At 75.6% G+C, this 12,374-nt stretch carries 7 protein-coding genes; 5 read left to right on the top strand and 2 right to left on the bottom strand.

All coding sequences use genetic code 11. From position 1 onward, the window contains the following. Window positions 1-103 precede the first annotated feature (103 nt). Window positions 104-1,279 (top strand): nucleotidyltransferase family protein, encoded by a 1,176-nt coding sequence (locus tag ACFQ80_RS02230; protein WP_430562395.1) that lies wholly within the window; start codon window positions 104-106, stop codon window positions 1,277-1,279. On the opposite strand, the gene ACFQ80_RS02225 is transcribed toward ACFQ80_RS02230, so the two are convergent. Both ACFQ80_RS02225 and lhgO read right to left on the bottom strand, forming a co-directional pair. Continuing rightward, entirely contained in the window at window positions 1,246-1,887 is a 642-nt protein-coding gene (locus ACFQ80_RS02225) for a phosphatase PAP2 family protein (RefSeq protein ID WP_430562394.1), read from the bottom strand. The genes ACFQ80_RS02230 and ACFQ80_RS02225 overlap by 34 nt on opposite strands. 22 nt (window positions 1,888-1,909) lie before the next feature. Further along, complete coding sequence (lhgO, locus tag ACFQ80_RS02220) at window positions 1,910-3,121, bottom strand: L-2-hydroxyglutarate oxidase (RefSeq protein WP_430562393.1); 1,212 nt, start codon at window positions 3,119-3,121, stop codon at window positions 1,910-1,912. 201 nt (window positions 3,122-3,322) lie between these two features. Here lhgO and ACFQ80_RS02215 point away from each other — a divergent pair, with 201 nt between their 5' ends. The 4 genes from ACFQ80_RS02215 (at window position 3,323) to mfd (ending at window position 12,349) form a co-directional block, all read left to right on the top strand. Continuing rightward, complete coding sequence (locus ACFQ80_RS02215; protein WP_430548816.1) at window positions 3,323-3,955, top strand: DUF4190 domain-containing protein; 633 nt, start codon at window positions 3,323-3,325, stop codon at window positions 3,953-3,955. Between the two features lie 132 nt (window positions 3,956-4,087). Continuing rightward, the gene (locus ACFQ80_RS02210) at window positions 4,088-7,138 is read left to right on the top strand and encodes an endo-1,4-beta-xylanase (protein ID WP_430562392.1); all 3,051 of its coding nucleotides are present in this window, start codon (window positions 4,088-4,090) and stop codon (window positions 7,136-7,138) included. 218 nt (window positions 7,139-7,356) lie between these two features. Next, window positions 7,357-8,430 (top strand): DUF4190 domain-containing protein, encoded by a 1,074-nt coding sequence (locus ACFQ80_RS02205; RefSeq protein ID WP_430562391.1) that lies wholly within the window; start codon window positions 7,357-7,359, stop codon window positions 8,428-8,430. 313 nt (window positions 8,431-8,743) lie between these two features. Next, window positions 8,744-12,349 (top strand): transcription-repair coupling factor, encoded by a 3,606-nt coding sequence (gene mfd / locus ACFQ80_RS02200; protein WP_430562390.1) that lies wholly within the window; start codon window positions 8,744-8,746, stop codon window positions 12,347-12,349. The last annotated feature ends 25 nt before the right edge of the window (window positions 12,350-12,374 follow it).

Here is a 12,374-nt window from a genome sequence, read left to right as displayed (position 1 = left end):
CTCACACACGCTAGCCGCGCCGGGGCGGCAGGAGGACGGTCCGGGCGAGAATTCGCCCGCTGCCGACGCCCCACCGTCGCCGAGCGCTCCCTATCCTGCCGGGATGGGGGCACGACCGACGGTGCGCCGCCCGCTGGCGCAGATCCTGCTCGACTCCGTCGCGCCCTCCGATCGTCCGCCGCCACGCGCCACGCCCGTCCCCCTCGACGGCATACGACTCGAGCTCCTGGCCGACGCCGCCCAGGACCACCGGATCCTGCCCGCGGTGGCGAAGCACGTCGCGGGCCGCCCGGACTGCCCCGAGCCGTGGCGTGCGCCGCTGCGGCGCGCTCGCGACGAGCAGGTGGTGCGCCACCTGGGGGCGCTCGCCGAGCTGGCCGTCCTGGGTGCGGCGCTCGACCGCGCCGGGGTGCCGTGGGTGGTGGCCAAGGGGCCGGCGGCGGCCGCGCTCTGGCCCTCGCCGGACATGCGGGAGTACTACGACCTCGACCTGTACGTGCCGCGGGCAGGTTTCCGGGCGGCGGTCGAGGCGCTGGACGCGGCAGGCTGCACGGGCGTCGACCGCAACTGGCCCCTCATGGCGCGCGAGCGGCGCGCTGAGTACGCGATGCGAGGGCCCCTCGGCGTGCACCTCGACCTGCACTGGGACTTCGCCGTGCCGCACGGGCTGCGTCGCAGCTTCCGCACCGACCCCGAGGCGATGATCGCCCGGCGCCGCACGGTGGCGCTGGGCGGCGGACGGGACGTCCCGACGTTCGACCCGGTCGACTCGGTCCTGGTGCTGGCGTTCCACGCGGCTCAGGCGGGTGCGGGGCGGCTCCTGTGGCTCGTCGACATCGCCGGCGCCGTCGCGGCGTGCGACGGCGCGCGGCAGGAGGTCGGCCCGCGTGCCCGGGCCATGCGGATCGATGCGCCGGTGGCGCTCGTCGTCGACCGCGCCGCGCGGGTGCTCGGTGGCCCGGGCGGTGGGTCGATGGGTGGCACGGGGCTGCGGGCACCGAGCGCGCTGCGGGGCGCCGCCGCCGCGCTCGACCGCCGCCGCGGCGTCCCCGACCTGCCCGGCGACCCGCACCGCGGCGGCCGGCTCTACACCGCCGCCCGGCCGGGGGCATGGATGACGGCGACTGCCCTGGTGGGGCACGCCGTCGCGCAACGCCGGATCGAGCGTGCGCTCCGGCGGGGGCTGCCCGACGCCGGGGAGAAGGCGCTGCGCCTCGACGTCCCGGACGCGCGGGCCCGGGAGGACTACCTCCGGTTCGTCGACTCGGGGGACGGCTGACCGTCTCGCGAGCCCGGCCGGCTCGCCAGCACCGCCCACGGCGCGACGACCCCGACCAGCAGCAGGGCTCCCACGACGTCGCTGGGCCGGTGCGCCTGGGTCGCGACGTTGGCCCACGCGGCCAGGAGCACGGAGGTCGCGAGCGTCGCCGTCACCCACCCGCCCGGGCGGCGACCGAGCAGGAGGACCACGGCCACGCACGAGGCCGCGAGCGTCGCCGTGTGGGCGCTCGGGAAGGTGTTGTGGAGGTAGCCGTGGGCACCCAGGAAGGGCCGGGGCAGGACGACGTCCCGCAGGACGGTCGCCAGGCCGAGGACGAGGAGCGGGAGACCGCCCACGACGAGGGCGCGCCCGCCCGCTCGCCGCCGCACCGCCACGACGAGGACCGCGACGAGGACGCCCGCCGCGACGACCGGCAGGAGCGCGCGCACCAGACGCGCTGCGCCGGCGAGGATCGGCTCGGGCGCGGTCAGGAGCGCGAGACCCGCGACGTCCGCGCGCTGTCCCGGCTCGGTCAGCACCGCCAGCGCGAAGAGGGCGGCGAGCAGGCCGGCCGACGTGGCGGACACGGCGAGCGCGACCGGGCCGCGGCGTCGCCGGTCGGTCACCCGGCCCGCCGTCCCGGGCGCGTCACCCGATGGCCGCCATGGTGCGGTCCAGCTCCGCCTCGACGTGCCGCGCGATCTCCAGCGACGCGGTGGCGGCGGGCGAGGGCGCGTTGATGACGTGCACCTGCCGGGGCGCGGTGCGCACGAGGAAGTCGTCCACCAGCCGCCCGTCGCGGTGCAGCGCCTGGGCGCGGACGCCGGCGGGGGCCGGGTGCAGGTCGTCGGCGGTGGTGCCGGGCAGCAGCCGTGCGACGGAGGCGGCGAACAGCGTGCGAGAGGCGGAGCGGGCCACCTCGGCCGCGCCGGGCACGAGGTTGCGCCCGGCGAGCCGCCAGAGGCCGGGCCAGGAGGCGGCGTCGACGACGTCGCGCCAGGCGACGTCGCGCCGCCGGTAGCCCTCGCGGGCGAGGGCGAGGACGGCGTTGGGCCCGGCGTGCACGTCGCCGTGCACGCCCCGCGTGAGGTGCACGCCCAGGAACGGGAACCGCGGGTCGGGCACGGGGTAGACCAGGCCGCGCACGCGGTCGGCGGCGCGCGGGGCGAGGTCGAAGTACTCGCCGCGGAACGGCACGATGCGGGCCCCGGGGTCGACGCCGCAGGCCTGCGCCAGCCGGTCGGCGTGCAGGCCGCCGCACACGACGAGGGCGTCGGCGACGAGCTCGAACCCGGCGTGCTCGCCGACCTCCTCGACGTCGACCCGCACCTGCGTGCCCACCGTGCGGGCGCCGCGCAGCGCGCGGCCGAGCAGGACGGCGCCGCCGGCCTCGGCGACCTGCCGTGCGAGGACGGCGCACACGGCGCGGTAGTCGACGACGCCCGTCGTCTCCACCCGCAGCGCCCCGACGCACGCGATCTCGGGCTCGTGCTCGCGCGCCTCGACGGGGTCCAGCTCGCGCACGGGCACTCCGTTGGCGGTGCCGCGCTCGGCGAGGGCGCGCAGCCGGTCGCGCTCGCCGGCGTCGGTCGCCACGACGAGCTTCCCGGTCACGGCGACGGGCACGTCGTGCTCGGCGGCGAACCGCGTCATGGACGCGGCCCCCGCGGTGCCGAGGCGCGCCTTGAGGCTGCCCGGCGCGTAGTACAGGCCGGAGTGGATGACGCCCGAGTTGCGGCCCGTCTGGTGGCACGAGAGCTCGTGCTCCTTCTCGAGGACGGTCACGTCGTCGCCGCGGCGGGCGAGCCGTGCGGCCGTCGCGAGCCCGATGATCCCGCCCCCGACGACGACGACCCGCATGCTGCCTCCTCCGGACGGTGGTGGCGGGCCTGGTCCCTGGCCGGGCCCGCCGCTCTCAGGATGGCAGTCCCGGTGCGCTGCGGGGAGGGGTCCCCAGGGTGAACGGTGAGGTGAACCCGCCTGCGCCCGCGTCCTCCGGCATAGTGGGAGGAGCGGGGGCGGCCGGCCCGGCCGTCGCGCCTCGCCGACGAGGAGGAACCCATGACTCACGACGACGGCACGCAGCCGGGCCCCGACGAGCCGCGGCCGGGCGAACCCGGTGCGGACGCGCGGCCCGACGGGGTGGGACCGCCCGCGCCCCCGGACCCGTACCGGCAGCCCGCGGAGCCCCCGCCGTCGGGAGCCACCCCGTCGCCGGGGGCCGCCCCGCCCCCCGACCCGAACCAGCCCGGGGTGCAGCAGCCGCCGCCGGGGTATCCGCAGCAGCAGCCCCCGGGATATCCGCAGCAGCCGTACCAGCAGCAGCCCCCGGCCCAGCCGTACGCGCAGCCCTCCCCGCAGCAGCCGTACGCGCAGCCGTATGCCCAGCCGTACGCCCAGCCGTACGCACCGTCGGCGGGGACGGACGGGTGGTCGATCGCGGCGCTGGTCACGGGCATCCTCGGCCTGGCGGTGGTGCCGATCGTGCTGGGGATCATCGGCCTGTCGCGGATCAACCGCACGGGCCAGCAGGGCAAGGGCCTGGCGATCGCCGGCATCGTGCTCGGCGCGGTCGGCGTCGTCGTGTGGGTCCTGGTGCTCGTCTTCGCGGTCGCGCTGGTCTCCCAGCTCGACCCGAGCGACTTCGAGTCGTTCGACGTGTCGATGGCGCTGCCCCTCCTGGTCGCGCGGTAGGAAGTTTCGTTCAGCCGTTGCCCTTAATGTCGTCGGCGCCCTACGGTGTGCCCGACGGCGCGCGGACGCGCCGTCGGCCCCGGGCGCCGGCCGAGCCGTCGCCAGGGCCCCACCGATCGCGAGGGAGCGACGATGAGGCAGCGGGTGAGACGGGCGGTCGCCGGTACGGCGGCCGCGGCGGTGATGGCGAGCGGCGCGGTGGTGACCGGCGTCGTGGGCGCGAGCATGGCGGCGGGGGACGACTCCGTCGTTCTCGAAAACGATTTCGACACGTCCTACGACCCGTGGGGCCCGCGGGGCGCGGTCACGCTCGAGATCTCGGACGACGCGCGGACGGGCGCCGGGGCGCTGTCCGTCACCGGGCGGACGGCCGAGTGGAACGGCCCGGCCACCGCCGTCGGCGGCCTGTTCGCCGCGGGCGGGGACTACGACGTCGAGGCCTGGGTGAAGCTCCCGGCGGGGACGGCGGGCAGCGCGGCGGTGCACTTCACGGTCCAGGAGACCTCGGCCGGCGGGGACGCCTACACCTGGGTGGGCGGCGCCGTCGACGCGACCGCCGACGGCTGGGTGCGCGTCGGCGGCACGTACACGATGCCGGCCGACCTCACCGCGGCCCAGCTCTACGTCGAGGCGGCGCCGGTCGGCGGCGCGCACCCGTCGTTCCTCGTGGACGACCTCGTCGTCACGGGCGGCGAGCGCACGTCCCCGCCGGTGCAGGACCTCACCGGCGTCAAGGAGACGGTGGACTTCCCCGTCGGCGTGGCGATCGACCAGCGCGAGACCACGGGCGACGCCTCCGAGCTGCTGCTGCGCCACTTCGACCAGATCACGGCCGAGAACCACATGAAGCCCGAGGCCTGGTACGCCGACGACCGCACGTTCCGCCCCGACCCGCAGGCGGTGGCGCTGATGGACTACGCCGCCGAGCACGACCTGCGCGTGTACGGGCACGTGCTCGTGTGGCACTCGCAGACGCCGGAGTGGTTCTTCCAGGCCGAGGACGGCACGCCGCTGACGACGTCCGACGCCGACCGGGCGGTGCTGCGCGAGCGGCTGCGCACCCACGTCTTCTCGGTGGCCGGCTGGCTCGCGGAGCGGTACGGGCAGTTCGGCGGCGACAACCCGCTCACGGCCTTCGACGTCGTCAACGAGGTGGTGAACGACGGCGCGACGAGCGACCCGGACGACGGCCTGCGACGCAGCGAGTGGTACCGGATCCTCGGCGAGGACTTCATCGACCTCGCGTTCGGGTACGCCGACGAGGCGTTCAACCACACCTACGCGGCCGAGGGCGCCGACCGGCCGGTGGCGCTGTTCATCAACGACTACAACACCGAGCAGTCGGGCAAGCAGGACCGCTACCTCGCGCTCGTCGAGCGGCTCCTCGCCCGGGGCGTGCCGGTGGACGGCGTGGGCCACCAGTTCCACGTCTCGCTGTCGATGCCGGTGGGGCAGCTGGAGGCGGCCGTCGAGCGGTTCGCCGACCTGCCCGTCACGCAGGCGGTCACCGAGCTCGACGTCACGACCGGCACCCCCGAGACCCAGGCGAACCTCGTCGAGCAGGGGTACTGGTACCGCGACGCGTTCCGCATGTTCCGCGAGCACGCGCAGGACCTGTACTCCGTCACCGTCTGGGGCCTCACCGACGACCGGTCGTGGCGCGCGGACAGCGGAGGGCCGCTGCTCTTCGACCGCGACCGGCAGGCCAAGCCGGCCTACGTCGGCGCCGTCGACGGCGACGTCCCGCCGCGCCTCAAGGCTGCCCGCGTCTTCGCCGGCGACGTGCCGCTCGACGCCGACGCCGCGTCGTCGGCCGTGTGGGACCGCCTCCCGCGGCACATCGTCACGGCGGACGGCAGCGGCGAGGTCGTGGCCGACTTCCAGCTCCGCTGGGCGCCCGACCACCTCACCGCGCAGGTGCGGGTGACGGACGGGACGGTGGGCACCGGAGGCGACGACGCCGTGACCTTCGACGTCGACGGCGCGACGACCACCGTCGGGCGGGACGGCACGGTGACCGGGCCGGACGGCGCGGCGGCCGTGGTCGAGGCGGTCGACGGCGGATACGTCGTCGTCGCGCACCTGCCGTTGGCGGGCGCAGCCCAGGGCGACACCGCGGGCCTCGACGTCCAGGTCGCCGACGGTGCGACGACGTCGGGCTGGAACACCCCGGGCTCGCTCGGCACCCTCACCCTCCTGGAGGAGCTGAGCTACCTCGAGGTGGCCGAGGCCACGACGCCGCCGCAGGTCGACGGCACGGTGGACGAGGCGTGGGCCGACGCGTCCGCGGTGACCACCGACCGGCAGATCGAGGGCGAGGGCGGCGCCACGGCGACCGTGCGCACGCTCTGGTCCGGCGACACGCTGTACGTGCTCGCGGAGGTCGCCGACCCGACCGTGGACGTCAGCGGCTCCGACCCGTGGGTGCAGGACTCGGTCGAGATCTTCCTCGACGCCGGCAACGCCAAGAACGGCTCCTACCGGGACGTCGACACGCAGATCCGCATCAGCGCCGAGAACGTCACGTCGTTCGGCACCGGCGACGAGGCCGCGCAGGCCGCCCGCCTGACGTCGGCCACCGCGACGGTGGACGGCGGCTACGTCGTCGAGGCGGCGGTCGACCTGCTCGGCACCGGGGGCGCGGGCACCTTCCACGGGCTCGACTTCCAGGTCAACGACGGCACGGCCGGCGCGCGCACCGCGGTGCGCGACTGGGCCGACCCCACGGGCACGGGCTACCAGTCCACCGCCCGGTGGGGCGTCGGGAGGCTCGTGGCGGCGGTGCAGCCCGAGCCCGAGGGGCTGGTGAACGTCGCGGCCCCGGCCGTCGTCACCGACGACCGGAAGGGCACCGCGCCCGGCGCCGTCCTCGTGGCCGAGCCGGGGGAGTGGACCGCGCCCGACGGCGAGCGGGTGCGGTACACGTACCGGTGGCTGCGCGACGGCGAGCCCGTGCGTCGGCCCCTCGGCGCCCTGACCGACCTCGCACGCCTGCTCGACCTCACCGGTCAGGTGCTGCGCGGGACGGCCGAGCCGGAGGTGCTCCTCTCCGTCGCGGGCTCCACCTACCGCGTCGGCGGGGCGGACGTCGGGCACGAGGTGAGCGTCGAGGTGACGGCGCACGCCCGCGGGCTGGACGACGTCACGGCGGTCTCGGCGCCGGTCACCGCCGCGCGGAGGTAGTCCTGCGCGCCGGCCGGCGGCCCCGCCCGCGCAGGTGGGGCCGCCGGCTGCCGGTCGTGTGGGGGTCCGGCGAAGACGCCGGTCGGGACGCCCGCACGGCCGCCGCGGGTGGGTAGCATCGCGGACCGGACGCAGGGCCGGACCGTCCACGAGGCCGAGGCCGACCGTGACGTCGACCATGACGCCGACCATGCCGCCCACCACGACCCAGGAGGACCATGAGCCACCCGCGCGGGTACGACCCCCACGACGCACCGCCCACCCAGGCGATCCCGCCGCGCGAGGACGGCACCGGCGTGCTGCCCCCGACCCAGGCGATCGGGTCGCGAGGCGGCGAGGGCACGACGGTGCTGCCGGCCGCGCAGCCGACGGGCGGGTACGACGAGGGCACGACCGTGCTGCCGTCCGCGCACGAGTTCGGCGGGTACGTCGACGGGACGGCGGTGCTGCCGCAGACCCAGGGGTGGGGCGGGTACGACGACGGCACGCAGGTGCTGCCGCCGTCGCAGGCGCACGGCGGGTACGACGACGGCACGGCGGTGCTGCCGAACGCCGCGCCGCCGCGGCGCACGTCCTCGCGTCCGGTCGGGTCGCTGTCGGCGCCGAGCGCGACGCCCGCCCCGCACGCGCCGCCGGCCCGCCCGGCGCCGCAGCAGCCCGCCGCCCCGGCGCCGCAGCCGGCTCCGCAGCGCGCGGCCGCCCCGACGCCGTGGGGCGCGGCTCCCGCGGCCGCGCACGGGGGACCCGCGGGCCCGGGCCGTGCCGCCCCCGAACCCGCGCGGCGCGGCACGGAACCGACGGCGGTGGCGGCGCTGGTCACCGGCATCCTCGGTTTCGTCGTGCCGCTGGTGGGCGTGCTCGCGATCATCCTGGGCGGCATCGGCCTGGACCGGACCCGTCGCCGCCGCTCGGGCGGGCGGGGCATGGCCAAGACCGGCATCGCGTTCGGCTCGATCCAGGTCGTGTTCACGGCGCTCGTGGTCATCGCCGGGCTGTGGCTCTGGAACACCTACGGCGACGACATCCAGCAGGCCCTGGACGAGGCGGAGCAGCTCACGCAGACGGACCTGTCCGTCCCCGACCTGCTGCTCGGCGGGCTCACCGGCGACCTCTCCTTCGGCGACCTGCAGGACCTCGCCGGCACCCTCGGCGACGCGGACCAGCTCCAGGAGCTCGGCGGCCAGTGCCAGGCGGGCGACCCCGTCTCCTGCGAGGACCTCCTGGACCGCCTGCCCGACGGCATCCTCGACCAGCTCCCCGAGGACCTCACCAGCCGCATCCCGGGGAGCTGACTCCGGACACAGTGCCGAGACCGCGTGGTGGTCCCGCATCTGCCGAGGTGGTACCGGTCTCCGCGAGGTAGTACGGCTCTCCGCGAGGTAGTACGAGATCCCGCGAGGTAGTACTACCTCGGCAGGGTCCGTGCTGCCTCGCGGGGCGACGTCGGAGGGTCGGCGTAGTCTGGTGCGGCACGCCCGGCACCCCGCCGGTCGCACCGTTCCGAGGCCCAGTGACCCCAGAACCCCGTGCGTCCCGGGGAGAGCTGGGCCTGTCGTCGTGCCCGCACACGACTGCCGCGCCGCAGACCCCGCCCGAAGGACCCGCATGAACCTCACCGGCATCGTCCCCGCCCTCCTCGCCGACCCCGGCGCCGCTGCCGCGCTCGAGCACGTCCGGGCGCGCGGCTTCGCGGACGTCGTCGGGCCGGTCGGCGTGCGTGCCCCGCTGCTGGCGGCGGCGGCCGAGCGGCGGCCGCTCGTCGTCGTCACCGCGACGGGCCGCGAGGCCGACGAGCTCGCCGCCTCCGTGCGGGCCTACCTGCCTGACGACCGCGCCGACGACGTCGCGGTGCTGCCGTCGTGGGAGACGCTGCCGCACGAGCGGCTGTCGCCCCGCGCGGACACGGTCGCCAAGCGGCTCGCGGTGTTCCGCCGGCTCGCGCACCCGGACCCGGAGCCCGGCCAGACCGGCCCGGTCCGCCTGCTCGTCATGCCCGCCCGCGCGCTGCTGCAGCCGGTGGTCGAGGGGCTGGGCGAGCTGGTGCCGGTCGAGCTGCACACCGGCTCGACGGCGGACCTCACGGACGTCGCCGACCGCCTGGTGGGCGGCGCCTACACCCGCGTGGACATGGTGGAGCGCCGCGGCGAGTTCGCGGTGCGCGGCGGCATCCTCGACGTCTTCCCGCCCACCGAGGACCACCCCCTGCGCATCGAGTTCTGGGGCGACGAGGTGACGGAGATCCGCTGGTTCGCGGTCGCCGACCAGCGTTCCCTCGAGATCGCCGAGCACGGCCTGTGGGCCCCGCCGTGCCGCGAGATCCTGCTCACCGACACGGTGCGCGAGCGCGCGGCGGGCCTCGTGGAGCGCCTGCCCGGCGCGATCGAGATGCTCGACAAGCTCGCCGCGGGCGTCGCCGTCGAGGGCATGGAGTCGCTCGCGCCGGTGCTCGTGGACCGCATGGTGCCGGTGCTGGAGCTGGTGCCCGACGACGCGCTGCTGGTCATCGACGAGCCCGAGCGGGTCCGCCGCCGCGCGCACGACCTCGTCGCCACCACCGAGGAGTTCCTCGCCGCCGCCTGGACGGGCGCCGTCGCGGGTGGGGCCGCGCCGATCGACCTGTCCGCCGCGTCGTTCGAGACGTTCACGGAGGTGCGCGACGTCGCCGCCCGCCGTGGCCTGGGCTGGTGGACGCTGTCGTCGTTCGCGCTCGACGCGGGGGGTGACGAGGGCACGGAGCCCGAGGCCGAGGTGGACGGCGTCACGACCTTCACCGTCGGCGCGCGCGATGTCGAGTCCTATCGCGGCGACCTCCAGCGGGCGCTGGACGACGTGCAGACGCTGCAGCGCGCGGGCTGGCGGCTGCTGCTCACCACGGAGGGCCACGGGCCCGCCAAGCGCATGGTCGAGCAGCTGGCCGCGCAGGACACGGCGGCGCGCATGGTCGCCGAGCTGGGGGAGGAGCCCGAGGGCGGCGTCGTCCTCGTCGCGCCGGCGCTGGTGGGCAAGGGCTTCGTCGCGACCGACCTGAAGCTCGCGGTGTTCAGCGAGTCGGACCTCACGGGGCGGCAGGGCTCCACCACCCGCGACATGCGCAAGATGCCGAGCCGGCGGCGCAACGTCGTCGACCCGCTGCAGCTGCGCGGCGGCGACTACGTGGTGCACGAGCAGCACGGCGTGGGGCGGTTCGTCGAGATGGTGCAGCGCACGCTCGGCGCGGGCGCCAACGCGGCGACCCGCGAGTACCTCGTCATCGAGTACGCGTCGTCCAAGCGCGGGCAGCCGGGCGACCGGTTGTTCGTGCCGATGGACCAGCTCGACCAGGTCACCAAGTACACGGGCGGCGAGGCGCCGTCGCTGTCCAAGATGGGCGGCGCGGACTGGAAGAACACCAAGGCGCGCGCCCGCAAGCACGTCAAGGAGATCGCGGGCGAGCTGATCCGCCTGTACTCGGCGCGCATGGCCACGCAGGGGCACGCCTTCGGCCCGGACACCCCGTGGCAGCGGGAGCTGGAGGACGCGTTCGCGTACGTCGAGACGCCCGACCAGCTCGTGACGATCGACGAGGTCAAGGCCGACATGGAGAAGGCCGTGCCGATGGACCGCCTGGTCTGCGGCGACGTCGGTTACGGCAAGACGGAGATCGCGATCCGCGCCGCGTTCAAGGCGGTGCAGGACGGCAAGCAGGTGGCCGTGCTGGTGCCGACGACGCTGCTGGTGCAGCAGCACTTCGACACGTTCTCCGAGCGGTACGCCGGGTTCCCCGTGACGGTGCGGGCGCTGTCCCGCTTCCAGTCCGACAAGGAGTCGGCCGAGACGGTGGAGGGGCTCGGCAAGGGCACCGTCGACATCGTCATCGGCACGCACCGCCTGCTCACGGGGTCGGTGCGGTTCAAGGACCTCGGCCTCGTGATCGTGGACGAGGAGCAGCGGTTCGGCGTGGAGCACAAGGAGACGCTCAAGCAGCTGCGCACCAACGTCGACGTGCTGGCGATGTCCGCGACGCCGATCCCGCGCACGCTCGAGATGGCGGTCACCGGCATCCGCGAGATGTCGACCCTCGCCACCCCGCCGGAGGAGCGCCACCCCGTGCTCACCTACGTGGGCGCGTACGAGGAGAAGCAGATCGGGGCGGCGGTCCGGCGCGAGCTGCTGCGCGAGGGCCAGGTCTTCTACGTGCACAACAAGGTGGAGACCATCCAGAAGACGGCGTCGCGGCTGGCGGAGCTCGTGCCCGAGGCCCGCATCGGCGTCGCGCACGGCAAGATGAGCGAGCACCAGCTCGACCAGGTGATCCGCGCCTTCTGGGAGAAGGAGCTGGACGTGCTGGTCTGCACGACGATCATCGAGACCGGCCTGGACATCTCCAACGCCAACACGCTGATCCTGGAGCGCGCGGACGTGCTGGGCCTGTCCCAGCTGCACCAGCTGCGTGGGCGCGTGGGCCGTGGCCGCGAGCGCGCGTACGCGTACTTCCTGTACCCGCCGGAGCGGCCGCTCACCGACACCGCGCACGACCGGCTGTCCACGATGGCCGCGCACACGGACCTCGGCGCCGGCATGCAGATCGCCATGAAGGACCTGGAGATCCGGGGCGCGGGCAACCTGCTCGGCGGCGAGCAGTCGGGCCACATCGCGGGGGTCGGCTTCGACCTGTACGTGCGCATGGTCGGCGAGGCCGTGGCCGCGTTCCGCGGCGAGCGCGAGGAGGAGCAGCCCGAGGTCACCATCGAGCTGCCCGTGGACGCCCACCTGCCCGAGTCGTACATCGCGACCGAGCGGCTGCGCCTCGAGGCGTACAAGAAGATCGCCGCGGCACAGGACGCGACCGCGCTCGCGGAGGTGCGGGCCGAGCTGGTGGACCGCTACGGCAAGCTCCCCGAGGTCGCCTCCGCCCTGTTCGACGTCGCCGACTTCCGCAACCACGCCCGCCGTGCGGGCCTCGCGGACGTCACGGCGCAGGGCAAGTTCGTCCGGTTCGCGCCGGTGGACCTCGCCGAGTCGGCGCAGCTGCGCCTCAAGCGGCTGTACCCGGGCACGATCCTCAAGCCCGCGATCCGCGCCTTCCTCGTGCCCTTCCCGACGACGGCGCGCATCGGCGGCCGCCCGCTGCGCGGCGCCGAGGTGCTCGCGTGGGCGCGGCAGCTCATCGACGCGGTCGTCCTGGGCGAGGTGTCCGCCGCGGCGAGCGTCGGCACCGGGTCGCCGAGGTAGTCCCCGGCACGGGGACCACCTCGGC

It is taken from the genome of Isoptericola sp. NPDC056578, assembly GCF_042793275.1.
GTDB lineage: Bacteria > Actinomycetota > Actinomycetes > Actinomycetales > Cellulomonadaceae > Isoptericola.
Note: the sequence above shows the minus strand (reverse complement) of the source record. Positions and strands in the feature narration are given on the sequence as shown.